Source organism: Longicatena caecimuris (assembly GCF_018406465.1).
Taxonomy (GTDB): Bacteria; Bacillota_I; Bacilli_A; order Erysipelotrichales; family Erysipelotrichaceae; genus Longicatena; species Longicatena caecimuris.
Window position 1 is genome coordinate 39837 of sequence record NZ_AP024510.1, and the last position, 24136, is coordinate 63972.

19 protein-coding genes and 3 pseudogenes are annotated in these 24136 nt (G+C 36.6%); 9 read left to right on the plus strand and 13 right to left on the minus strand.

Annotation, left to right across the window (positions count from 1 at the left end; translation table 11 throughout):
* Positions 1–32: 32 nt before the first annotated feature.
* From KJS44_RS00190 to KJS44_RS00200, 4 genes and pseudogenes are all read right to left on the minus strand, one after another.
* Complete coding sequence (locus tag KJS44_RS00190) at positions 33–1898, minus strand: ABC transporter ATP-binding protein (protein WP_008690888.1); 1866 nt, start codon at positions 1896–1898, stop codon at positions 33–35.
* Entirely contained in the window at positions 1898–2851 is a 954-nt protein-coding gene (locus KJS44_RS14800; protein ID WP_458574481.1) for an ABC transporter ATP-binding protein, read from the minus strand. Before KJS44_RS14800 ends, KJS44_RS00190 begins: the two co-directional genes overlap by 1 nt.
* Positions 2834–3634: pseudogene (locus KJS44_RS14805) on the minus strand (ABC transporter permease); the annotation flags it as partial. The gene KJS44_RS14800 and the pseudogene KJS44_RS14805, both read right to left, overlap by 18 nt.
* Positions 3606–4064: a helix-turn-helix domain-containing protein gene (locus KJS44_RS00200; RefSeq protein ID WP_008690903.1), complete on the minus strand. Its 459-nt coding sequence runs from the start codon at positions 4062–4064 to the stop codon at positions 3606–3608. The pseudogene KJS44_RS14805 and the gene KJS44_RS00200, both read right to left, overlap by 29 nt.
* Before the next feature lie 174 nt (positions 4065–4238).
* Between KJS44_RS00200 and KJS44_RS00205 the strand changes: the two genes are divergently transcribed.
* Together KJS44_RS00205 and tnpA are read left to right on the plus strand one after the other, a co-directional pair.
* A complete protein-coding gene (locus KJS44_RS00205) occupies positions 4239–5138 on the plus strand; it encodes a LysR family transcriptional regulator (RefSeq protein ID WP_008690904.1) in 900 nt (299 codons plus the stop codon).
* A gap of 148 nt (positions 5139–5286) precedes the next feature.
* Positions 5287–5760 carry an IS200/IS605 family transposase gene (gene tnpA / locus KJS44_RS00210; protein WP_008686955.1) on the plus strand — a complete coding sequence of 158 codons (474 nt, stop codon included), beginning with the start codon at positions 5287–5289 and terminating at the stop codon, positions 5758–5760.
* A gap of 341 nt (positions 5761–6101) precedes the next feature.
* Here tnpA and KJS44_RS00215 read toward each other — a convergent pair whose 3' ends face one another.
* The gene (locus KJS44_RS00215) at positions 6102–6728 is read right to left on the minus strand and encodes a helix-turn-helix domain-containing protein (protein ID WP_008690905.1); all 627 of its coding nucleotides are present in this window, start codon (positions 6726–6728) and stop codon (positions 6102–6104) included.
* Positions 6729–7240: 512 nt separating this feature from the next.
* Here KJS44_RS00215 and KJS44_RS00220 point away from each other — a divergent pair.
* The 3 genes and pseudogenes from KJS44_RS00220 (at position 7241) to KJS44_RS00230 (ending at position 9719) form a co-directional block, all read left to right on the plus strand.
* Positions 7241–8229, plus strand: a pseudogene (locus KJS44_RS00220) (replication initiation factor domain-containing protein).
* Positions 8230–8249: 20 nt separating this feature from the next.
* On the plus strand, positions 8250–8453 hold the full coding sequence (locus KJS44_RS00225; RefSeq protein WP_008690908.1) for an excisionase: 204 nt from the start codon (positions 8250–8252) through the stop codon (positions 8451–8453).
* A 76-nt stretch (positions 8454–8529) separates the two neighbouring features.
* Positions 8530–9719: pseudogene (locus KJS44_RS00230) on the plus strand (tyrosine-type recombinase/integrase).
* Between the two features lie 293 nt (positions 9720–10012).
* Here the strand turns inward: KJS44_RS00230 and KJS44_RS00235 are convergent.
* A complete protein-coding gene (locus tag KJS44_RS00235; protein ID WP_008690914.1) occupies positions 10013–11785 on the minus strand; it encodes an ABC transporter ATP-binding protein in 1773 nt (590 codons plus the stop codon).
* Between the two features lie 163 nt (positions 11786–11948).
* Between KJS44_RS00235 and KJS44_RS00240 the strand changes: the two genes are divergently transcribed.
* Together KJS44_RS00240 and KJS44_RS00245 are read left to right on the plus strand one after the other, a co-directional pair.
* On the plus strand, positions 11949–12620 hold the full coding sequence (locus tag KJS44_RS00240) for a hypothetical protein (RefSeq protein ID WP_008690915.1): 672 nt from the start codon (positions 11949–11951) through the stop codon (positions 12618–12620).
* Between the two features lie 50 nt (positions 12621–12670).
* Entirely contained in the window at positions 12671–13234 is a 564-nt protein-coding gene (locus KJS44_RS00245; protein ID WP_008690917.1) for a hypothetical protein, read from the plus strand.
* Between the two features lie 158 nt (positions 13235–13392).
* On the opposite strand, the gene KJS44_RS00250 is transcribed toward KJS44_RS00245, so the two are convergent.
* From KJS44_RS00250 to aroB, 6 genes are all read right to left on the minus strand, one after another.
* Positions 13393–14148 (minus strand): TMEM164 family acyltransferase, encoded by a 756-nt coding sequence (locus KJS44_RS00250; RefSeq protein WP_008690919.1) that lies wholly within the window; start codon positions 14146–14148, stop codon positions 13393–13395.
* A 97-nt stretch (positions 14149–14245) separates the two neighbouring features.
* The gene (locus KJS44_RS00255) at positions 14246–15094 is read right to left on the minus strand and encodes a prephenate dehydrogenase (RefSeq protein ID WP_008690921.1); all 849 of its coding nucleotides are present in this window, start codon (positions 15092–15094) and stop codon (positions 14246–14248) included.
* Complete coding sequence (gene aroA / locus KJS44_RS00260; RefSeq protein WP_008690922.1) at positions 15091–16356, minus strand: 3-phosphoshikimate 1-carboxyvinyltransferase; 1266 nt, start codon at positions 16354–16356, stop codon at positions 15091–15093. The genes KJS44_RS00255 and aroA overlap by 4 nt, the downstream gene beginning before the upstream one ends.
* The gene (gene aroF, locus KJS44_RS00265; protein WP_008690923.1) at positions 16356–17372 is read right to left on the minus strand and encodes a 3-deoxy-7-phosphoheptulonate synthase; all 1017 of its coding nucleotides are present in this window, start codon (positions 17370–17372) and stop codon (positions 16356–16358) included. The genes aroA and aroF overlap by 1 nt, the downstream gene beginning before the upstream one ends.
* A 58-nt stretch (positions 17373–17430) precedes the next feature.
* Positions 17431–18531: a chorismate synthase gene (gene aroC / locus KJS44_RS00270; protein ID WP_008690924.1), complete on the minus strand. Its 1101-nt coding sequence runs from the start codon at positions 18529–18531 to the stop codon at positions 17431–17433.
* Positions 18532–18535: 4 nt separating this feature from the next.
* A complete protein-coding gene (gene aroB, locus KJS44_RS00275) occupies positions 18536–19537 on the minus strand; it encodes a 3-dehydroquinate synthase (RefSeq protein ID WP_008690925.1) in 1002 nt (333 codons plus the stop codon).
* A gap of 488 nt (positions 19538–20025) precedes the next feature.
* Between aroB and KJS44_RS00280 the strand changes: the two genes are divergently transcribed.
* Both KJS44_RS00280 and KJS44_RS00285 read left to right on the plus strand, forming a co-directional pair.
* Positions 20026–21111, plus strand: a complete 1086-nt coding sequence (locus KJS44_RS00280; protein WP_008690926.1) for a chorismate mutase — start codon at positions 20026–20028, stop codon at positions 21109–21111.
* Positions 21108–22343 carry a pyridoxal phosphate-dependent aminotransferase gene (locus KJS44_RS00285; RefSeq protein WP_008690927.1) on the plus strand — a complete coding sequence of 412 codons (1236 nt, stop codon included), beginning with the start codon at positions 21108–21110 and terminating at the stop codon, positions 22341–22343. Before KJS44_RS00280 ends, KJS44_RS00285 begins: the two co-directional genes overlap by 4 nt.
* 329 nt (positions 22344–22672) lie before the next feature.
* Here the strand turns inward: KJS44_RS00285 and KJS44_RS00290 are convergent, their stop codons facing one another.
* Positions 22673–24001, minus strand: coding sequence for an MATE family efflux transporter (locus tag KJS44_RS00290; protein ID WP_008690928.1), 1329 nt, complete (start codon positions 23999–24001; stop codon positions 22673–22675).
* Between the last annotated feature and the right edge of the window lie 135 nt (positions 24002–24136).

The following is a 24136-nucleotide window of genomic DNA, read 5'->3' on the forward strand; positions in this document are numbered from 1 at the left end:
CATTTCTTTACCTCCTTTTATAGTTTTGTATGTTATGACAATTCAAATGCTCCTGTATAAAGGCTATAATATACACCTTTCTGCTCTATCAATTCATCATGAGTACCACGTTCAATAATTTTTCCTTGCTCTAAAACTATAATAGAGTCAGAATTTCTAACAGTTGATAAACGATGAGCAATAACGAACACTGTTCGTCCATTCATCAGATTGTCCATGCCTTGTTGTACCAATTTTTCTGTCCTTGTATCTATGGAAGATGTTGCTTCATCTAGTATCATGACAGGGGGATTGGCAACAGCTGCTCGTGCAATAGAAATTAATTGTCTTTGTCCTTGTGATAGAGTAGCTCCATTCTGTGTCAGAAATGTCTGATAACCGTCTGGCAATCTGGATATGAAGTTATGAGCATTAGACAACTTTGACGCCTCAATGCATTCTTCGTCAGTAGCTTGTAAATTACCATATCTTATATTATCCATAATTGTTCCTGTAAACAAGTTTACATCTTGTAATACTATTCCCAGAGAATGTCTTAAATCTTCTTTTTTAATCTTATTGATATTTATACCGTCATATCGAATTTTTCCATCCGCCAAATCGTAAAAACGATTTATTAGGTTAGTAATCGTAGTTTTTCCAGCTCCTGTCGCACCTACAAAAGCAATTTTTTGTCCAGAAGTTGCATTTAAGATAATATTATGGAGAACTAATTTTTTATCATCATATCCAAAATCAACATTACAAAATTCAATTTCTCCTTTTAATGGTGTATAAGTTAAAGTCCCATCATGATGAGGATGTTTCCATGCCCAAACGCCATCTTTATCCGTTGTTTCTATAAACTCATTGTTCTTATTTTTAACATGAGTAAGCGTTACATATCCAGTGTCTTGTTCTGCTTCTTCATCAATCAATTCAAAAATACGTTCAGCTCCTGCCAGAGCCATAGCCATCATGCTAATTTGTTGAGCAATCTGAGAAACAGGCATACAGAATGTTTTTGAAAGATTTAAAAATGCAACAATCATTCCAACTGTTATAGCCCCTATTCCATGTAAAGCCATATAACCTCCTACTAAAGCAATTAGTATATATTGCAAATTTCCTAATTGCATAATTGTAGGCATTAAAATATTTCCATATTTATTTGCTTGAGTTGAGTCAGCACATAATATTTTATTTCTTTCATCAAATTGCTTCTTTGCTTCTTCTTCATGACAGAATACTTTAATAACTTTTTGCCCATTTATCATTTCTTCTATATAACCTGTTACATTTCCTAAAGTTTCTTGTTGTTTAATAAAATATTTAGCGCTAGCCCCACCAACTTTATTTGTAACAAATCCCATTAAAACCGTTACCGCAATGACTAATATAGTTAAAAGAACATTGCTAACAAACATTGAAATTAAAATTACTATAACAGTTACAATAGCGGATATAAATTGTGGTAAAGCCTGTGAGATAAATTGCCTAAGTGTATCTGTATCATTCGTGTAGTGGCTCATTATATCTCCATGTGTATGAGTATCAAAATATCTAATAGGTAATTCTTGCATATGAGAAAACATATCATCCCTTATTTCTTTTAATGTTCCCTGTGAGATTTTCACCATAAAACGATTGTATAAATACGTTGCCAACACACCTATTATGTAAATACATCCCATTAAAATAATTGTATGCAATAGTGGTGTAAATGAAGGTGTATTTTCCAATAATAACGGTGTGATATAGTCGTCAATCAGTATTTCTAAAAATAATGAACTTACCACAACTGTGCAAGAACTTAGAAGTATACAAACTACAACAACACTAAATAGAGCCTTATGTTTTCCTGCAATATATGATAAGAGTCGTTTCCAAACTTGCAGAACATTTTTTTTACTTTTCATCAATTATTATCTCCTTTCGTCTGTGAAGCGTAAATTTCTTTATAAATCTCATTATTTTTTAATAATTCCTCATGTGTACCGTAACCATTTATTTTCCCTTGATCCATTACTATAATGTGGTCAGCGTCCTCCACAGAAGAAATGCGCTGTGCAATAATGATTTTCGTTGTGTCTGGAATTTCTTCACGAAATGCTTTTCTTATCATTGCGTCTGTTTTAGTATCTACCGCACTGGTTGAGTCATCAAGAATTAAAATTTTAGGCTTTTTAAGTAATGCTCTAGCAATACAAAGACGTTGTTTTTGTCCCCCAGATACATTCGTTCCACCTTGCTCAATATATGTATCATATTGGTTAGGAAATGTTTCTACAAAAGAGTCAGCTTGTGCTAATTTGCAAGCATGAATTATTTCATCATCACTTGCATTTTTATTTCCCCAACGGAGATTTTCTTTTATCGTACCAGAAAATAGTTCATTCTTTTGGAGAACCATAGCAACTTCATTTCGCAATGTAAACAAATCATATTTTTTTACATCAATACCACCAATGGTTATTTCTCCCTCTGTAACATCATATAGTCGAGGTATTAGCTGAACTAAAGAGCTTTTTCCACTACCTGTACCTCCAATTATTCCAAGAGTAGAACCACTGGGAATATGTAAAGATATGTTTTTTAAACACTCTTTATCCTTATTTACAAAATAACTAAAACTTACATTTTTAAAAATTATTTTACCGTTTTTCATTTCATATACAGGTTTTTCTCCATTAGTTAGAGAACTTTCTTCATCAAATAATTCTACAATACGTTCTGTAGAAGCTCTTGCCATATTTATCATTACCATAACCATTGATAGCATCATTAAACAATTTAATATATTCATAGCGTAAGCAATTAAACTGGTTAAATCTCCAGTTGTCATTGTTGTTGCGCCAGTAAGAACTATCATTTTTGCTCCAAACCAACATAATAATAGTAGGCAAATATAAACCGCAAACTGCATAAGAGGCATATTATAAGCTACGATACCTTCCGCTTTTGAAAAGGTTTTAAATATTTTATCAGAAACATGATTGAATTTTTTGATTTCAAATTTCTCTCGAATAAAGGATTTTACAACTCTAATTCCTGTTAAATTTTCTTGTACCACACCATTTAAATCGTCGTAAATATGAAATACTTTTTCAAAATATGGGTGTGAACGGTTTACTATAATATATAGACCAATCCCTAAAATGGGTATAGCCACTAAAAACATGACCGACAGTTATTTATTTATCATAAAACATGCAATCAATGAAAATATAAGCATTAGAGGTGCTCTTACTGCTACACGAATTATCATCATATAAGCATTCTGGACGTTCGTGACATCAGTGGTTAATCTCGTGACAATACTTGAAGTTGAAAATTTATCAATATTTGCGAAAGAGTATTGTTGGATTTTATAATATAAGTCTTTTCTTAAATTTTGGGCAAACCCTGCTGAAGCAACAGCACAACAACTCCCAGACAAAATACCAAAAAACAATCCAAGAAAAACGCTTATAATCAAGATAGTGCCTAGCTTGATTAGAGTGGCTTCATCATTTCCACTTATCCCCATATCAATCATTTTTGCCATAATGAGAGGTATGAGTATTTCTAAGACTACTTCTATAATTACCAGTATTGGCGTTAAAATAGAAGCAAATTTGTATTCTCTAATAGAACGCATTAGTTTCTTTAACATTATTTGTTTCCTCCATGATTTTTTTAATTTGTTTTAATGTGTGAGTGTAATGACTTATTTCATTAGAAGTCATCTTTTCTAGCAGTAAATCAGACATAGCTTTATCAATCTTTTGGATACAATCTTTTGTTTTTTGAGTCAAGATTATCTCTTTGCAACGATTATCAGTATCCAAAGGATAATGAATTATAAATCCTTTTATAGATAAACTTTTTAGATGTTGACTAATTGTAGCTTTACATAAACAACATGAATGAAATAAATCTTTTTGACTCACTTTGTTTTTGCCTTGAATAAATACGATTTTCAAAAGTATATATTGACCAAATGACAAATCAAGGTCTAAGCTGTCCATGATTGCATCAACTTTTTGATTTAAAGAAATAAATAAGTTGTATGTATCAATATAAAACTCACTACTATCATTCAAATTACCTGCTCCTTTCTCAGAATAATAAATTCATTTGCTTTCAAAGCAATATTAGTTTAGCACCATACTAATCGATTGAGAATTTCAAAAAAAGCAATATCGTTAGAAAAAATCTAACGATGTATTGAAATATACTTAGATTTTTATTATACTGTGATTAAGGAGGGTTATGTCATGAATACGCAACAGTTAGAATGTTTTACTTGTGTGGCAGATAAACTTAATTTTACAAAAGCCGCAGAGGAATTATATTTGTCCACACCAACTGTTACTCATCATATAAAAAGCCTAGAAGAAGAACTCGGCACTAAATTATTTCATAGGACTTCCAAAATGGTGCAATTAACAGAAACAGGTGCTTTATTTTATAGCGACGCCAAGGATATACTTAATAAAATTGATTTGTCACAAAAAAAGATTGTGAAAGCTTCAACACGCAATTTGTCATTTTTGAGAATTGGTTGTTCAAGTTATGCTGAACTAGACAATATTCACTATGTACTAAAAGATATGCAAAAAGAATATCCCAACACATACCCTATGATTTATGTAGAAGATTATTTTAGACTAAAAACGATGTTCGATAGTAAGCACTTAGATATAATGCTTGCTACAAAAGAAATGCTTAAAGACATGGATTGTTCTTTTAAAAAGGTTAAAGATATAAAAAGTTATGCAATCTTTTCTGCTCAATCAGACCTTTCTGTAAAAGATTGTCTTTCGTTTGAGGATTTAAAATCTTATTGCTTAATCACTCTAAATCCTAAATTTATACCATTTCAGCACGGAAATGTTTTGCAGGCTAAAATTGCTCTTCATTCACAAGACAATTTTAATATTGTATGTGAAAATGACCAAGCAAGCATTTTACTTGCTAAAAGTGGTTATGGAGTAGCAATTCTTCCAGAACATTGTATTCCAGAAAATATTAAAGATGTTAAGATAAGTCCTATTGAGGAACAAAATCCTATCGAATATGGTATTGCATATCAGAAAAAGTCAAAAGAAAAATACATAAAGTATTTTTTAAATCAATTTGATACAAGTAAAAACAAGAAGAATGTGATAATATAAACCACATTCTTCTTGTTGTATGAGAAAACCCCCAGATAGTCTGGGGGTTCCGTAGAGCTTTAGCGATGAGCCTTTAAAAATAAAACTCCTTTTGATAGAATAAGAATGCGGTCTGGCAACTGCATAAAAATCAAAAGGAGGACAAATAATGAATAATAATCCATTAAATGACGTACATACTTTATCACACACCACATGGAATTGCAAATACCACATAGTCTTTGCGCCAAAGTATAGAAGAAAAGTTTTTTATGGAGAAAAGCGACTAGAAATAGGAGCAATACTGAGAGAATTATGCGAGTGGAAAGGTGTGAAAATTATAACAGCAGAAGTATGCCCAGATCATGTGCATATGCTAGTTGAAATCCCACCTAAAATGACAGTATCAGGATTTATGGGATTTCTGAAAGGGAAAAGTAGTATTATGATCTATCAGAAATGGGGGAATATGAAATATAAATATAGGAATCGATCATTTTGGTGTAGAGGATATTATGTAGATACAGCAGGAAAGAATGACAAAGTAATTGAAGCATATATAAAAAATCAATTAAAAGAAGATGAACTAAGTGAACAATTGACACTGGATATAGAAGACCCGTTTACGGGTAATAAGAAATAGAAATGCAAATGCCAGACCGTATTGTTACGCTGGTAAGCGTAGCCTGAATCTGAGCCCCTTGGGGCGATTACGTAAAAACCACCAGCTAAGCTGGTGGATATTTATTTATTTTTATCGGACAATTTTCCAGTTGCTATCTTTATGTAACACAAGCTCAAACTGCGAAATCTGTGTAGTCTTTATCCATTATGGAAAAGAGCGTCAGCACACGCCCTCTTTATCCTCTTGATTACCCAACACAGGAAATAAAAAGCCCTGTCAAGAACTTGCCACCAAAGGTGGTGCGAAGCATTCTTGACTGGGCTTTTTACTTTGCTGTATCTTCTGTGAGAGGATAAGAGTTATCCTATACCTTTCAAATCTTCAAAGCCTTCTATGGTTGGAACACTGGGCAAACTTTGCCTGTCCTCGTCCACATGCCTGTTAAGTATGGTTTCTCCCTCATAAGGGTTCACATTTCTGTGTCCCTTTATGGTTTCTCCAAACAAATCAAGGCTGTATAGATCGTCATATTTATCAAGCAAATTCTGGAATTTATAACGCTGTATCAATGCTTTTATAGGGTACAGGTCAGACGCTTGCCTGTCCTCTGAACTGATATAGTCCATGATGTATTCACGGAGCTTCTTTAACTCATATTCTTTCCATTCTTCCTCACTGTCAAAATAGTTGTCATACTGTCCGTGTGCAAGTTCCACATTTAATCGTTCCTCACATTCCAGAAACTTCAAAATCTCCTGTTCCATGTGGGAAGTGTTCTTCCATTCCCCACATAATAACTCATTGGGTGTCACACCTAAAACAGAAGTAATCTTTTCTAATGTATCAAAGGTGGGAAAGTTGACACCTCTTTCAATCTTGGAAAGGCTCTGCATATTGATACCGATTGCGTCTGCCAGTTCCTGCTGGTTCATGCCACGAAACTTCCTTACCCTCTGTATGTTCTCTCCTAAAAGCTCATATTTCATGTTGTTTTTCCTCGCTCTCTTGCTTATTTAAGCCTATGATACTTAATATTTTTGAAAATGTCAAGAAATATTGTTGACAAATAAGTTTGATGAGGTTATTATATGATCGGTTGATTGATTAAGCACAACAACATTAATTATCTACTTGCATAAGCATTATAAAGAATTGTTTTCATTCTGAAGGCGTTAATATCAGACTTTCGGGATTGGAAAACGTGGTTTCCTAAAGTGACTGGCTGGACAGGGCACGTCCCCCAGACGTGTTCTGGACAGACAGTTACTTTAGGAAAGGAACGCCTTTAGGCGTTCCGACAGGGCGTTATAGTAACACCGCCCTGCGCGTACAGAATTGATAATTGAAAACAGGCTTAAAATCAGCGTTTATCAAGGATTTTGCAATGTAAAGAATTGCAGTAGAAAAGGAGGAAATACAGATACCAAAGAAAGAGCATATTAGCATTAAGATTGACTACATCAGCATTATATTTGACACTGCAACCGCAGAAGAAGTCATACGTTATGTTCTTGAACTGCCTGTTGATATTTTTGAAACGCAATCGGCAAGGGTACTGCATAAAGACTATCAGACAAAATGGCAGATAGGAAGTATTGAGGTTTTCGGAAATGCAAGAAAAACAGAAGCTAACCCTATGGGGCTTAGTGCATACCTCGTATTAAAAGGAAAGGGCTGTGATGAGATTTTCCGCATACTGGATATGCACGGTCAGACATTTGGTGATTTATTCCGTCGCTGTGAGCGTTGGTTTTATGGCAGTTTCCACTTCACAAGGCTGGATATTGCCATTGATGACAGAAATGAAGTGCCATATTTTACACCAGAGCAGTTAAAGCGGAAATGCGAAAAAGAAGAATATATCGCAAACAGCAACACCCACCATTTTGCTGAAAGTAAATATGAGGAATTTGACACCGCAAAGACGGTCTATATCGGAGCTGGCAAGTCTGCCCTGTCCTACCGTTTTTATGATAAAGATAAAGAAGTCAGCATGAAGAATAATAAGCCTTATGATGAAATCGGGAGCTGGAAACGGACAGAAATGCAGTTACGTGATAAAAAGGCTCATTCATTTGCCATGTTGTTCAAAGACAATCCGCTGGACTTGGGAAAGCTGGCATTTAACCTGCTGGCTGGAAACTTGCGTTTTGTCGTGCCAGAAGCAATAAAAGCCGTTGGAAAACGTGCCAGTTCTGGAAACGGTTTTTAGGAGCAGTTGAAACTTTGAAACTTCATACAGTAACGCCGGATAATACCCTTGTAGAAACACAGAAGTGGCTGAAAGAGGGTGGCGTATTATCGGCTGTCAAGGCGTTCTATTTCCTTGAACAGCATGAAGCATTAGGCGACTTGGAACGTGTGGACGATATGCTGGCAAAAGTCAGATACAGCCCAACATTCAGTTGTAAGCTGACAGGTCATTTACAGAAATTACACAGGGAAGAACTGATACCATATGTACAGTATGATACTAAGAAGAGATAGGAGGTGCGTGTATCAGATATATGAGTGAGATTGATATTCCTGTATGGGAACGCTATACCCTTACCATTGAAGAAGCGTCCCGTTATTTCCGCATTGGAGAAAACAAACTGCGCAGACTGGCAGAAGAAAGTAAAAATGCAAACTGGCTGATTATGAATGGCAACCGTATTCAGATTAAGCGGAAACAGTTTGAAAAAATCATAGATGAATTAGACGCAATTTAGTGAAATTGAGCCTTGTATATGCTATCATAGTTTTAGTCGTATCAAGGCTCTTTCCATAAAGGAAAGGAGCAACCACATGACAGAAAAAAGACGGGATAACAAAGGTCGTATTCTGAGAACAGGAGAGAGCCAGAGAACAGACGGGAGATACTTATATAAATACGTTGACGATACTGGTACGCCACAGTGCGTTTATGCATGGAAACTTGTACCTACGGATAAGACACCAGCCGAAAGCGTGATAAACCCTCATTGAGGGAACTGGAAAAAGAGATACAAAAAGACCTTGCAGACGGTATCGACAGCATAGGCAAGAAAATGACGCTCTGCCAGGTATATGCTAAGCAGAATGCCAGCAGAAGCAATGTAAAGAAAACTACCGCTGTACAGCGTGAACAGCTCATGGAGATACTAAAACGTGATAAGCTGGGGAACAGGAGCATTGACAGCATAAAGCCCTCTGACGCTAAAGAATGGGCTGTCAGAATGAAAGAGAATGGCTATTCCTATCAGACGATTAACAATTATAAGCGTTCCTTAAAGGCTTCCTTTTACATAGCAATAGAGGACGATTATGTCAGAAAGAACCCATTCAATTATGCCTTGAATACAGTGATTGAGGACGACAGAAAGCCCAGAGAAGCACTTACAGAGGAACAGGAAGAAAAGCTGTTATCCTTTGTAGAACATGATAAGACATACCAGAAGCATTATGACGCAATCCTGCTATTGCTGAAAACAGGGCTTCGTATTTCAGAATTTTGCGGGCTGACTGTCAAGGACTTGGATTTTGAGAACCGTATCATCAATGTAGACCACCAGTTATTAAAGAACAAGGAAGTTGGTTACTACATTGAAACACCGAAAACAAAAAGCGGTATCCGTCAAGTTCCTATGAGTGATGAAGCGTGTATGATATTTCAAAGAGTGTTGAAGAACCGCAGAAAACTAGAACCCATCATCATTGACGGTTACAGCGACTTTGTATTCCTTAATCAGCAAGGCTATCCCATGACGGGTGCAAACTATACAACTACGTTTGGAAATCTCATCAAGAAGTATAACAAGCACCATGAGGGCTATTTACCAAATGTTACACCGCATATCTTACGCCATACGTTCTGTACACGTTTAGCAAACAAGAATATGAACCCAAAGAGCTTGCAATACATCATGGGGCATTCAAACATCAATATCACGCTGAACCTATACGCTCATGCTTCGATTGATGGTGTGAAAACGGAATTGTTACGTTTGATAGCGTAAAGAATTTACCACTTTTCAAAGCCAAAACATGAAGATATATAAGAAGAAACGTGAAGTATCTACCGATAGTAAAAATGCCCGAATAGACGATAAAATAAGGCTATACGGACATTTAAGAAGATTTAAAAAGATAATCAAAAATTTAATTTAAGTTTTAATAAATAAAAAAACGTATTTCTTTAGCAAGTGTCGCAATTTTCTACACTTCTAACGATGAAATACGTTTTTTAATATGTAAAGATCTAACTGATATCAAAAAACAGCAGCCTAGGATATAGAGAATATATCCCATTTTATTTCATGTGAATTTGTTTCGTCATATCCTCATCAAAATCTAAACCTTCAAATTGTAAACGATAATAATTCGCGTAAATGCCATTTAACGCGATTAACTCATTATGCGTTCCTCGTTCTTCCTGTCCATTTTCAGAAATGACGATGATTTCATCAGCATTACGGATGGTTGATAGACGATGAGCAATCGTAATGGTTGTACGATTCTTTGCCAGCTCTTCCAGACTTTTTTGAATATGACGTTCACTTTCATTATCCAAAGCACTGGTTGCTTCATCTAATATTAAGATCTTAGGGTCTTTTAGAAAGACTCTGGCAATGGAGATACGTTGTTTCTGACCACCGGATAACCGTGTGCCACGCTCTCCTACAAAGGTATCATATCCATCTGGAAGAGAAACGATAAATTCATGGATATTTGCTTTTTTAGCAGCGGCAATGATTTCCTCATCACTTGCTCCAGGTTTTCCATAAGCGATGTTTTCTTTAATAGAGCCGGTAAACAGATAAACATCCTGTTGCACGATACCAATCGCTTTGCGCAAACTTTCCAAGGTCAGTGAACGAATATCTTTCCCATCTACCTTAATAGAGCCATGTGTAACATCATAAAAGCGAGGCAACAAGGAACAAATGGTTGTCTTTCCACCGCCGCTTGGTCCAACAAGGGCAATGGATTTACCGGCATCAATATGAATGTGAATGTGATCCAATACTTTCTCTTCATCATTGTAAGAGAAGCAAACATCTTCATAATCAATGACACCATGAACTTCTTTCAACTCTTTTGCATCTGGTGCATCTACGATGTCTGGTTTTGTTTCTACTACTTCAAGGAAACGTTTAAAACCAGAGAATCCTTTTTGGAACATTTCCGTGAACTCTACCAACACTTCAATCGGTGCAACAAAGATATTTACATACAGTGCATACGTTGCTAAGGCAACTGGTTCTAAATTTCCCATGGCAATGAAATAACCACCAGCGACTAAAATCGTCAAATACAACAAACCCTGAAAGAAATTATTACCGGCATGGAATAAGCCCATACGATAATAATTGTTTTCCTTTGACTGTAAGAACATTTGATTGCTGTGGGCAAATTTATCACGTTCAATGTCTTCATTCGCAAAGGACTTCACGACACGAATACCTGCTAAGCTATCCTGCAAACTGGCATTTACACCAGCAATCTTACGGCGGTTATCCATGAAGGTTGCCTGCATCTTGCGATTTTGAAATAAACTGAATATCAACATTAATATGGTTACACCGATCAGAATTAAGGTCAAACCGACATGAATATACATCAATAGAATAAAAGAACCAAAGATTTTTAATAAAGAAATGAAGACATTTTCCGGGCCATGATGGGCTAATTCGCTGATATCAAATAAATCCGAAACCAGTTTGCTCATCATTTCTCCGGTATTATTTTTATCATAATAGGAAAAAGATAAACGTTCAAACTGATCAAACAGATCCTGACGCATATCACTTTCCATGCGGGCACCCATAATATGACCTTGTGCTGTTACATAGTAGCGACATAAGGCACGAAGGATATACATGATCAATAATCCAACACCTAACCAAACCAGACTATCTAAAATAGCTTCCTTTGTCTGTAAATAAAATGTGTTATTTAAGTAATTTAAAATCTGGGGGAATGCCAGATCAATAACACTAATGACTAAGGCACATATCATATCTAATAAGAATACGGTACGATATGGTTTATAATAATTCATAAATTTCTTCATAATATGCATATGTATCACTCCCTCTTTGACATACCGCTTTATTATAAAGCAATTTTTAAGTTTCCTCCACTCTTTCAACCGAAAAAATATTGAAAAAATAAAGGAAGGCTACCTATTTTTCGTGAATTACGTTATAATATGAACGGTGTAATGAAAAGAAGAGGTAAGAAATATGAGTATAATATCTTATGTAGTAATTATCTTATTGTTTGCGGCTGCAATAGCCTTTATGATTTATAAACAAAACTCTGTCGGTCGTTTAAATATAGCTATTCAGGGGAAGGATTATGCAAAGGTTATTGAGCTTTGTGAAAAAGATGCTTATCAGAAAGCGGTTGGCAAATTTAATTGTGAATTGTATCGCTTAAAAGCTATTTATCGTAGCCGTCCTGAAGCAGAACGTCAAAAAGCATTGGAAGAGGCCTTGGCGAAGGATTATACAATGGAAAATAAAGAAGAAATCTTAGATTTATATTTCCATATTTATTTACAGAATCAGAATCGTGCATATTGTGATAAATTGATGGAGATCATTGACACAATTGATGATGAAACTTTTAAAATGTATCAGCGTTGGTCTTATGAAGTTGTCTTTAATAAACGAACAGATTTAATTAAAGAAATGGATGATGCCATTGAAGATAAACGTATGAAGGGCTTTGGCTTGGGCGTCAGTGCTTATATGATTGGCTTATCTTATTACTATTTAGAAAACTGGGAAAGTTCTCGTTCCTATTTCTATTCCAGCATCAGCTGTTTTCATCCAGGCAACATGTATGTAGAGCTAGCGAAAAAATATGTAAATGAGCTAAATGAAAAATTAGGTTCTGACATCACGATTTAGTAAAAAAACCTTGTGAAATTCTCAAGGTTTTTTAAAAAAGAGGGAAAACTATGGAATATGTATATGAATATCAGTTTGAAAAGGACAGAGTTCATGATTACAGTGATGAATTTTTTGAAATCCTGCAAAAACGTAATCACATATTAAAAACGAAAAAAGCAGTGGTACATAAATTTCATTATTTTTATTATGCACTTGCAGCTGTTTTTTTATCCATGTTAAGTATTCTATTTGGGGCAGAAACAGATTCTGATTTTTATAAGGTGATTTTCACCCTGTCTATATATTTGGCTTTATTTTGGAGCATCATCGGTTGTTACTTATTTATATGCAAACTGCGATTTCGCAAACGTTATTGCGGGCTTCGTGAACAAAATGGAGTGGTAACACTAAGCGAGGATACGATCAGTGATGAATACCAAGATGTCATGATGAGCTATAAACAAGAAGTGATCAAAAAAGTTGTCATCGGACGTGAAATTATGGTCTTTTTTGTGGATAAGCATAAGCCTTTTATCATGGTACCAAGAGTTGATTTTAAAGAGGAAACCTTTTTAAAATTAGTAAAGGAAATATTTCATGATCGCATCGTATATTGGAAACGTATATCTTAAATTCGTGCGATAAACAAGCTATGTGATGCTGTAGTAATGACTGTGACAAACCGCAGTCTTTTTTTATTGTGCAGCAAAAATCATTTATGTACATGACAGCTTGTTCTTTTTGTATCCTTGTCAAAGGGCAGAGTTCAACAAATGGTTTTATTTCAGAATTATAAAAGCTTTTGTAGTGTGCGCCAGATAAGATGAATAAGCCAAGCACCTAAGAGGATGCAGAAAAGATAAATAAGATTACGCATAGAAATACCAAAAATTGGTGTTAACAAGTCAAAGAAAGGTTGCGTGCTTTCATAATAAGGGCTGATATAAAACATATTAAGCTCTCCCAGTGTATGAAAAGCAATATTTAAAAAGGTTGCTATGCCGGCAAACATAAAGAATAAAGGCAAAGTTTGTAAGAAACCTTTTGTGGTTGTATCGCCTTGTTTATGAAAGCCAATCCATAAACTCAAGAATAGTAATAAGAAATGCCATAAAAAGGCATGTGCCGTTAGCATCACGTAACGATGCATCAAATCATCCGGAAAAAGAAGGGCCATGATAGCTCCTAGTAAACTAAAGTCCATGAGAAAGGTTTCTAATGGTATCCGCCATTGATCTTTTAAGAAAGGAAATAAGATTCCGATATACATAGGTAAGGAGCATAACTGAAAAGGAAAGATCCACCAATCATATTGTTGGGCATCAAGCAGATAAAAGTGAAACAGCTGTTTATAAAGTTCTAGTATGAGCAATACAAGACTGATTCCAAAGATGCCATAAACATACTGTTTTTTAGTAACATGACGTAAACGATAAGCAATTCCTATGCACACACTAATTCCCACGAGTAACATCAACACATGAAAAAGACCGAAAGGTTTAGGCTTTTCCATTTCCCAGGCAGTATAGCGTAAAAATTGTTGCATATGCTCACCTCATTTCAAAAGGCTTCTTTATCTTTATTATACAGCGTATTCAACTTACCAAACAAAAACTTCTCCGACAAGCAGAGAAGTTATACGATTATCGATCAAAGCGTTTACGACGAATGGTGGATTGAATGAATAATTCTTTTAATCCTTCAACATCATCCTGTTCCAACTTTGTCTTTAAATGATTGATTTCCTTCACGAAGTCATCGATTTCGCGAATTAAATTATCTTTATTTAAGAAAAACAATTCACTCCATAGATTTTCATTGATCTTGGCAATTCTTGTTAAATCACGGAAACTATCTCCGGTATATTCCACCAAATGTGTATTATCGTTAGTATTCATTAGCGATACGGCAATCACATGCGTCAATTGTGAAACAAAGCCGACCATTTCATCATGTTCTTCCGGTGTTAATACGGAAATATTCGTAAAGCCTAAAATACTGGCAAATTCTTTTAAGGTAGCTATGGCTGTCTCGGTGTTTTTAGCAGTTGGAGTGATAATGAAATTAGCAATATGGAAAATAGCATCATCCGCATATTTCACACCGCTGACTTCTTTCCCTGCCATTGGATGAGAGGCGCAAAATTCTAGATCCTCACGTAAAATACTTTGGATACGTTCTACAATATTGCGTTTTACACCACTTACATCTGTCAGAAAAGCATGGGGCTTCATGTATTTTTGATACGTTGCATACCACTCCACCGTCATGTTGGGATACAATCCGGAAATGATGAAATCAGCGTTTTGAATCAGTTCAATAGCAAAAGTACTTCCTTCATCAATGATGTCATGTTCCTTGGCATAATCAATGCTTAACTGGTTAATGTCAATGGCATCCACATGAAATCCATTGCGTTTTAATCCCATGGCATAGCTGCCACCAATCAAACCAAGTCCAACAATTAAAAAACGGGTATCTTTTTTTATCATAAGCTTTCCACCTTTTCTTGCACCTTCGCAAAATCATCAAAGAAGGTAGGATAGCTCTTGGTAATCGCCTGTGCATCCTCTATGGTTGTACAGGAATTACTGCAAGCTGTGGCAACACTTAAGGCCATCACAATGCGATGATCATTATGTCCATGCAATGTCTGTTTGCATGTATAGTCTTGCCCGCCTTGAATGAAGATTTCATCTTCTGTAGAGGTTATGGTAACGCCAAACTTGCGCAGTTCTTCTTCCATTGCCGCAATGCGATCACTTTCTTTAATGCGCAATCTGCCGGCATTGTAAATATGCGTATTTCCCAGGGAATACATGCCAAGCACACAAAGAATAGGTCCTAGATCCGGACAGTTTGCTAAATCAATGGAGGTGCCCTTTAATTCACTTTTATAAAAGGTATAGCCATGGGGTACTTCTTCTATACGTGCCCCAAAGCTTTTTAAGATTTCCAAAATCGCTTTATCACCCTGTCTTGATGCATGAGAAACACCGGTCACGGTAATCTTTCCATGAATCGCAGCATATACCGCAAAGAAAGCCAATTGTGAATAATCACCTTCAATCTCATAATTGTTTGCTTGATAGGTTTGTCCACCCGGAATAGCAAGTGTCATTTCATCTTTAAAATAAGCATGGACACCGAAATGTTCCAGCATTTGTAAGGTCAGTTCCACATAAGAACGTGATTCAAAGGGAGGAAGAATATGAATTGTAGAGTCCTTTTCCAACAGTGGTAGGGTGAACAATAAACCACTGATGAATTGTGAACTGACATCACCTTTGATCTGATATTCTCCATAAGGTAGTGCCTCCTGAATGTGGATACCATGGGCATCTTGCTGAAAGGCTAATCCTTTTTCATGAAAGATGTCTTCATATACTTTTTGCGGTCTTTGTAATAATCGTCCGCTGCCGGTAAAGGTGATTGGTTTTTCACAAAGAGAGAAAATAGGAATAAAGAAACGTAAGGTAGAACCGGATTCATTGCAAAAAATTTCCTTGTCTTTTAAACCTTGAAAGTTTGCTATACCATCAATAGTGACAGTATCTTCCGCTATTTCAATATGTGCGCCAAGCTGTTTCATTCCTTCTATCGTTGCACGTATATCTTTGGAATAGGCAACATTGGATATGACACTTCTTCCCTTCGCAAGAGAAGCACAGATAATTGCACGATGTGCCATGGATTTGCTTGGGGGAATATGCACATGACCTTTACCTAAAGAGGTAGCTATGGTAACTTTCATTACATATCCCTCCCAATGACATTCGCAATCGCTTTCCCTTTTTGAATCAACTGCTTAAAGTTTTCCGGTTTCAAGGATTGTGCACCATCGCTCCATGCACATTCCGGATGATCATGGACTTCAATGATTAGACCATCTGCACCTGCCGCAATCGCAGCTAAAGATGCGGCTTCCACCAGTTCCCAATCACCGGTCGCATGACTTGGATCAATGATGATAGGCAAATGGGTCTTCTTCTTGATGATTGGAATGACACTAAGATCTAAGGTATTTCGGGTGTATGGCTCAAAGGTACGAATGCCTCGTTCACAAAGAATGACATTTGGATTTCCTTCAGAAAGAATATATTCTGCACTCATGATCCATTCTTCTATCGTATTGGCCAAACCACGTTTTAGCAAGATTGGTTTTTGTGTCTTTCCTACCGCTTTTAACAAATCAAAGTTTTGCATATTACGGGCCCCAATCTGAATGATATCGACATGTTCCACAAATTCATCAAGTTTATCAGCACTCATCAATTCTGTGACAATTGGTAAGCCACTTTGTTTTCTTGCTTGTGCTAAAGCAAGGATACCTTCTGTTCCCATGCCCTGAAAAGCATACGGAGAGGTTCTCGGTTTATAAGCGCCACCTCTTAACATACAGCCACCGGCATCCTTTACTTCTTGGGCCAGATGCATGATCATCTCTTTTCCTTCTACACTGCAAGGACCGCCAATAACAACTAGTTTTTCGTTACCGCCAATGCGGATACCATTGACTTCGACAATCGTATCTTCTGGATGAAACATACGACTTGCTTTTTTATATGGGGATGATACACGCACAACACTTTCCACATGAGGGTTTGCCTCAATGCGCTTAGGATCAATTTGACTGGTATCGCCTACGACTCCAAAGACATTGAAATTCTCACCAATGCTCTCATGTATTTGTAAGCCGCGCTCCTTTAATTGCTTCATAACATGTTCAATATCACTTGTTGTTGCATCTTTCTTCATCGTAATAATCATATGAGAAACCTCCTTTATTTCTAATCTTATCTTGGTGGACGTATCCACATCGTTAATTTTATTTCTGCATTTCCATAGTTGCACTACGCTCCATGAGCATATCTAAGATACCGATAGCCAAAACCGCATCGACTACGATTCTTGCGCGATGGATGATGGCAGGATCATGTCTACCCTGAATCGTTAGTTTCACGGCTTCAAGCGTTTCCTTATCAATCGTATCCTGTTCCTTATAAATAGATGGCGTTGGTTTAATAACTGTTTTGATCAGTACCGGCATACCATTACTGATACCTCCGTTAATACCACCGTTATGATTGGTCCTGGTTTTTACTTTGCCATCATAAATAATGGCATCATTGACTTCACTTCCATAACGATCACAAAAGGCAAAACCCAAACCAAATTCGACACCTTTTACAGCCGGTACACTGAATAATAAATGGCTTAAACGACTTTCCATGGAATCAAAGAAAGGTTCTCCGATACCAGCCGGTAAATGTAAAATTGCACTTTCTAAGATACCACCTACACTATCTCCTTGCATCGCTGCTTCTTCTATTTGTGTACGCATCGCTTGCGCTGCTGTTTCATCTAATACCGCAAGATCGCTGGTATTCATTTGTCGAAGCTGTTGTTCAAGGAGTTCTTCCTCTTGAGCAAATGGCTGATCTTTGATGGTATGACACTGGGCAATATGAGAACCAATCAAAATGCCTTTTTGTTGTAACACCTGCATGGCAATTGCACCTGCCGCCACAAGGGGTGCCGTAATGCGTCCGCTGAAATGGCCGCCGCCGCGATAATCTTGATAACCACTATACTTTACATCAGCGGTATAATCGGCATGTGAGGGACGCAAGCGATTCTTGGTTTTGGTATAATCACCACTACGCGTATTGGTGTTTTCTATCAGAATGGTTAACGGTGTCCCGGTAGTATAGCCTTCAAAATATCCACTGACGATATGCAACGCATCACTTTCTTTACGCTGTGTGCTGATACGTCCTTTCGCCTTACGTTTATCCATCATGGCATTGATGAAATCCATGTCCAGATGAATACCGGCAGCTAAACCGTCAATGACGACACCGATTGCCTCTCCATGACTTTCTCCAAAGATCGTAACACTGAATTGATTTCCAAATGTATTCTTCATAACCTTATCCTTTCAAAATGTGACGAACATCACTTAACTTCCATTCTTTTAATTCTGCTTTACCAATCGTATTGACCTTAACAACGGTGACATGATCGCCGCTTGCTTTCTTATCTTTGCATAATATTTCAAACACTTCATCACTATCATAAGGTACATCACTTTGTAAATGCATCCGTTTATAAATAGGTAAGACACGTTTTTGAACATCTTCACTCATAAAATACAACATGCCCATGGCAACACATTCTCCATGCAAATATTGTGAAAGGTGATAATAGCTTTCAATAGCATGTCCGATGGTATGACCAAAGTTTAAGATCTTGCGTAAGCCCAACTCTTTTTCATCAGCTTCCACAACTGCTTTTTTCACGCATAGCGCATGATAGATGATTTCTTCTAAATGAGCAGGAATATCTTCTTCCTCAAAAAGGGCAAATAGTTTTTCATCATAGATCAATCCGGCTTTCAATGCTTCTACTAAACCATTATAGAAATGCCGTTTTGGCAGTGTTAATAAAGTGTCTGTATCAATGAAGACAGCTTTAGGCTGATAAAAGGCCCCAACGATGTTTTTCACATCATCCAAATTGATGGCAACCTTACCACCGATACTACTGTCGATTTGTGAGAGCGTAGTGGTCGGTATCTGAATAAAGTCAATACCACGCATATAGCTGGCTGCCACAAAACCGGATAAATCTCCTACAACCCCGCCACCTAACGCAATGACACAATCCTTACGTGAGAAATTATGTTCCAGCAAATCCTCACAGAGTTGTTGAAAGACCTTCATGCTCTTACTGGATTCACCAGCTTCGACAACATGTACATAGCCTTCCTTACATTGTTCCTTAACGGTTTGTGCATAGGAATTTGGTACACCGGTATCGGTAATGATCATAACCTTGCGATTCAGTTGAATATGATCGTTTAAGCGATATAAGATGCCTTTTTCCATATAAATATCGTATCCATTTTCTTTTAGATCTACATGTAGTTTCATAACGATTCCTCCCTGATAAAGAAAAAAAGCATCAGTGAATTGCAGATGCTTTTTTTATCCGTTATAAAGAAGTGAAAAAGAACCATGTTTGGCTTTATAACGAAGATTAAAGATAATAATAAAATCCTTTGTTATGCATGGCTATCACTCCAATTTCCTATATCATAATATAATCAAGAAAGAATTTCAAGCAAATCCATACATAAAATGAAAGAAATTTCAAATTCTTGTAAACGCAATGAAAACAATCGCATCTTACCATGGCTTCACTATGCCATTCTTACGCATGATTGATTTCTTTCATTTGCATAATTGGTAATTAGATGGTTTCTGATGCAGGACCTTAGATGGCTATTCATATAAAAGGATATGATATAGTATCTGAATCGAGGGTCAACGCTTCATTTCCTTTACATTTCTTTTCTGAAACTATATTCATTCATATCAAAGTATTGTATAATAAAAAAGAATGAAAAAGAGGTGAGGATATGACGAAGTTGGATGATGCCCGCAAGGACATTAATGAGATAGATGCGCAAATGGCAGAGCTGTTTGAAAAACGCATGCAGGCTGTAGAAAAGGTCATAGCTTATAAACAGGAACAAGGGCTTCCGGTATTAGATCGCAGCCGTGAGAACTTTGTCATTGCACATAATCTGCAATATATCAAAGAAGAAAAATATCAAGACAGCTATAAAGAGTTTTTGCAGGATATCATGGCAATCTCACGTAAATATCAGAAAATGATTCTGAATCAGGATGTTGTCGGTTATCAAGGCGTGGAGGGTGCTTTTTCACATATCGCCTGCACACATGTCTTTCCGGAACATAAAAAACAACGGTATGCATCTTTTGAAGATGTGTTTAAAGCCGTTGTGGATGGAGAAATCCGTTATGGTATCGTACCGTTTGAAAACAGCTATACCGGAGAAGTAGGAGAGGTATTAGATTTATTAATCAAGTATCCTGTTTATGTCTGTAAGGATTATGACTTAAAGATCTCACAGAATTTACTAGGAATCCCGGGAGCAAAACTGGAAGATATCCGTCAGGTATATTCAAAAGATCAGGCAATCTATCAATCGAAACAATTTTTAGAAGGCAGAGGATATGAATTGATACCGTATCCGAATACGGCATTAGCGGCAGAATATATTGCTAAACAAAATGATAAAAAGAAAGCTGCCATAGCCGCAAAAGAAAATGCAGAACGGTATGGCTTAGCCGTGTTAGCAGAGGATATCAATACCAGTGCCCAAAATACGACACGCTTTATCATCATTGGCAGAGATTTACAACCAAGTGGAAATATCTTTTCCTTAGCTGTCATTATACCGCATAAAGCAGGAGCATTAGTCAGTGCCATGAATATCATTGCACGTCATGGTTTTAATATGCAAAGCATCATCTCGCGCTCCATAAAAGACAGACCATGGGAATATTATTTCTATGTTGAAATTGATGGTAATATCCAAAAGGAACAGGAACAGTTGTTGGTACAGGAGTTAAAAGATGTTTGTGAAGAAGTGCGCATCTTAGGTGCATATACAAAAGAAAGCAGGGATGAAAAATGAGTTTTGTGAAAGAAAAAGTGAATACGACACCAATTGAAGATACCGTTTTTGCGATCGTGAAAAAAGCGAAGGAAGCAAAAGCAGCAGTTGGTGCAGAGAAGATCGTTGATGCGACCATTGGTTCTTTGTACAATGAAGAGGGAACAATCGTAGCCTTTGAAAGTGTGTTTACACCTTATGATCATATAGCCAAGGAAACAAAGGCAGCCTATGCCGGAAGTTTTGTCGGTAATGACAGCTATCGTCAGCAGGTGTATGATTGGATCGTTAAACCAAGTGGTTCCACCTTAGCACACAGTGTGATTGCCACACCGGGAGGCACCGGTGCTGTGGCGATCACTTTATCAGAAATTTTGGATGAAGGGGAAACTGTTATCTTACCGGAAATTGCCTGGGGCAGCTATAAGCTGATGGCAACGATGGATAATCTAAATGTCGCAACTTATGCATTGTTTGAAGAAGATCATTTCAATTTAACATCTTTAAAACAAGTATGTCGTCAGGTGATGGAAAAACAGCAGAAACTGTTAATTGTCATCAATGACCCTTGCCATAATCCTACCGGTTATTCTTTAAGTAAGGAAGAGTGGCAGGAAGTTGTTGCTTTCTTAAATGCATGTGCCAAAGAAGTACCGGTCGTTTTATTAAACGATATTGCGTATATTGACTATGCGTATGATTTACCACATTCTCGTGACTATATTAAAACCTTTGATGAGTTTAGTGATAATGTATTTGCCATCATTGCGTTCAGCTGCAGTAAATCATTAACTTCTTATGGTTTGCGTTGCGGTGCTGCTATTTTGTTAGGTAAGAGTGAAGAAGCTGTCCGTGGCGTTGAAATTGTTTTTGAAAAAGCTGCCAGAGCAACTTGGTCAAATGTACCTAATGCCGCTATGGATAACTTTACGTTTGTGACAACCGAAAACTATGATGCTTTTATGAAAGAAAAAGATGGCTATGTGAAGCTATTGAAGCAACGCAGTGATATCTTTACTAGTGAAGCTGATGCCTGTGGCTTGGCATATTATCCTTACAAGGAAGGCTTCTTTGTAACGGTAGCAATTCCAGATAATAAAGTACGTGACAGTTATCATGAAAAGCTTATGGAACAGCATATCTATACCGTAAAGGTAAATAAAGGTATTCGTGTAGCTGTATGTAGTTTAAGTGTTGCGAAATGCAAGGGCTTAGCAAAACGAATGAAAGATATTTTAGATACAATTGAGTAAGGAAAGCGGAATGTCTGAATTGCTTCATTGATTTTGTGTGGATTTTCATTTGAGAAAAGAAACAAGTTTAAAAAGTTATAAGCCGATTAACATAACAAATCATTCTTACCAAATGATATTGATGCAGATGGTAAGGGTACCTTAAACCGTTATAAAAAGAAGAGCTTTTACTGGTACCAGAAAGTAATTAAAAGTAATGGGGAAGATTTAGATTAAAATAAAAAATATCTGTATGGATGTAAAAACCATGCAGATTTTTTTGTATAAGAAGCTTTACGAATAATGGATTTCTTTGTGTAGTTGAAGAATGATTCAATCATAACGTCAAACTATTTTTTATCAGCCAATGCCTTTGTATATTGAAACATTTTACTACCAGCATAGATAACAACAATGAACTCAGTAAGGGGCATCGTATACCAAAGAGCTTCAGGACTTAACAAAGGTAATAGATAAATAAGAATACCACTAATGATAAGTCCGCGCGCTACGGAAACAATGAAAGCGGCTTTTGGTTTTAATAAAGCTTGGAAGTAATAAGTTGAGAAGATATTGAATGGTAGTAATAAAAAGGACAATCCATAGGTACGAATAATTAAGGGAGCAATTTGTAAGATTTCTTTAGTGGGTGCCATAAACAATTTAACAAATAGGTTAGGGGCTAATGCAGACAGTGCAGTCCAAAAGATACTAAAGAATAAAACAGTAGCTAAGGCATAGTTTAGAACTTTCTTAATACGGAATCCGAGTTTTGCGCCATAATTGACGGAGATGATTGGTTGTGCTGCTTGTCCGATGCTATATGCACAACATTGCACAAAGGTGCTGATGTTTACGATGATACCATAAATGGATAAGGCATCTGTCCCAAGATAGTTCATAATCTGACGGTTGAATAAAATGGTCAAGATTCCCATGGCAATATCAATAAAGAAAGTTGAAAATCCCGTAATGGTAATTCTTTTGAGTTTATGCAGTATATGTTGTGGCATTTGAAACTTTAAGGTATTTGTCTTAGAAAAGAAATGTTTTAGCATAACGATACAGGAGATGATAGAACCAATCGCCGTTGCTAAACCGGCACCAAAGATACCCATATCAAACACAAAGACGAAGACATAATCACCAATCATATTAAAAATACCGCCGGCTAATACTCCTATTGTCGCAAGTGTAGGATCAGCATCATTACGTAAGAAAGCAGCTAATACTTGCGTAAACAGGAAACAAGGTAAGACAAATTTGATTGGTAATAAATAGGTTCTTGCTAGAGCTAACAAGGAACTTTTTGCGCCAAAAAACATAAGCAGTTGACGATCAAACAAGATGATAAGGATCCATGTGATTACCGCTAAGAAGACGGCTCCTATTACGGCTGCTGAAAAATAAGCATTCGCTTCTTGTGTTCTGCTTTTTCCATTCCCTTTGATAGTACTGAAAATAACCGAACCTCCAATTCCCATTAACAATCCTAAACTAAAAATAATGTTCCAAATCGGCGCAACTACAGCTAATGCTGCTGTACCTTCTGGTCCTTGATATTGTCCAACCATTGCCATATCGACAATCGAGTAAACAGATGTAATCAAAACACTCCCAAAGGCAGCTGCTAAATATTTAAAATAAAGTGTCTTTATATTTCCCTTTAAAAAATCCATAAAAATTCCTCCTAATCAAAAAAAGAGCTGAACAAGGTTACGGGTATCTCAATCCGTCGCCTTATCCAGCTCATCATTTCTCTTTGAATGACTCGCCCTCCGAGCAACCCTATTTTAACAGAGCTATACATAAAG

What these genes read in the sequence shown, in the direction of transcription:
- KJS44_RS00215 (WP_008690905.1), bottom strand. Translation starts at nt 6,728, where the DNA reads ATGAAATATGAGCTTTTAGGAGAGAACATACAGAGGGTAAGGAAGTTT.
- KJS44_RS00245 (WP_008690917.1), top strand. Translation starts at nt 12,671, where the DNA reads ATGGAATATGTATATGAATATCAGTTTGAAAAGGACAGAGTTCATGAT.
- KJS44_RS00235 (WP_008690914.1), bottom strand. Translation starts at nt 11,785, where the DNA reads ATGCATATTATGAAGAAATTTATGAATTATTATAAACCATATCGTACC.
- KJS44_RS00255 (WP_008690921.1), bottom strand. Translation starts at nt 15,094, where the DNA reads ATGATAAAAAAAGATACCCGTTTTTTAATTGTTGGACTTGGTTTGATT.
- KJS44_RS00240 (WP_008690915.1), top strand. Translation starts at nt 11,949, where the DNA reads ATGAGTATAATATCTTATGTAGTAATTATCTTATTGTTTGCGGCTGCA.
- KJS44_RS00290 (WP_008690928.1), bottom strand. Translation starts at nt 24,001, where the DNA reads ATGGATTTTTTAAAGGGAAATATAAAGACACTTTATTTTAAATATTTA.
- aroA (WP_008690922.1), bottom strand. Translation starts at nt 16,356, where the DNA reads ATGAAAGTTACCATAGCTACCTCTTTAGGTAAAGGTCATGTGCATATT.
- tnpA (WP_008686955.1), top strand. Translation starts at nt 5,287, where the DNA reads ATGAATAATAATCCATTAAATGACGTACATACTTTATCACACACCACA.
- KJS44_RS00225 (WP_008690908.1), top strand. Translation starts at nt 8,250, where the DNA reads ATGAGTGAGATTGATATTCCTGTATGGGAACGCTATACCCTTACCATT.
- KJS44_RS00250 (WP_008690919.1), bottom strand. Translation starts at nt 14,148, where the DNA reads ATGCAACAATTTTTACGCTATACTGCCTGGGAAATGGAAAAGCCTAAA.
- KJS44_RS00190 (WP_008690888.1), bottom strand. Translation starts at nt 1,898, where the DNA reads ATGAAAAGTAAAAAAAATGTTCTGCAAGTTTGGAAACGACTCTTATCA.
- aroF (WP_008690923.1), bottom strand. Translation starts at nt 17,372, where the DNA reads ATGATTATTACGATGAAGAAAGATGCAACAACAAGTGATATTGAACAT.
- KJS44_RS00285 (WP_008690927.1), top strand. Translation starts at nt 21,108, where the DNA reads ATGAGTTTTGTGAAAGAAAAAGTGAATACGACACCAATTGAAGATACC.
- aroC (WP_008690924.1), bottom strand. Translation starts at nt 18,531, where the DNA reads ATGAAGAATACATTTGGAAATCAATTCAGTGTTACGATCTTTGGAGAA.
- KJS44_RS14800 (WP_458574481.1), bottom strand. Translation starts at nt 2,851, where the DNA reads ATGATAGTTCTTACTGGCGCAACAACAATGACAACTGGAGATTTAACC.
- KJS44_RS00280 (WP_008690926.1), top strand. Translation starts at nt 20,026, where the DNA reads ATGACGAAGTTGGATGATGCCCGCAAGGACATTAATGAGATAGATGCG.
- KJS44_RS00205 (WP_008690904.1), top strand. Translation starts at nt 4,239, where the DNA reads ATGAATACGCAACAGTTAGAATGTTTTACTTGTGTGGCAGATAAACTT.
- aroB (WP_008690925.1), bottom strand. Translation starts at nt 19,537, where the DNA reads ATGAAACTACATGTAGATCTAAAAGAAAATGGATACGATATTTATATG.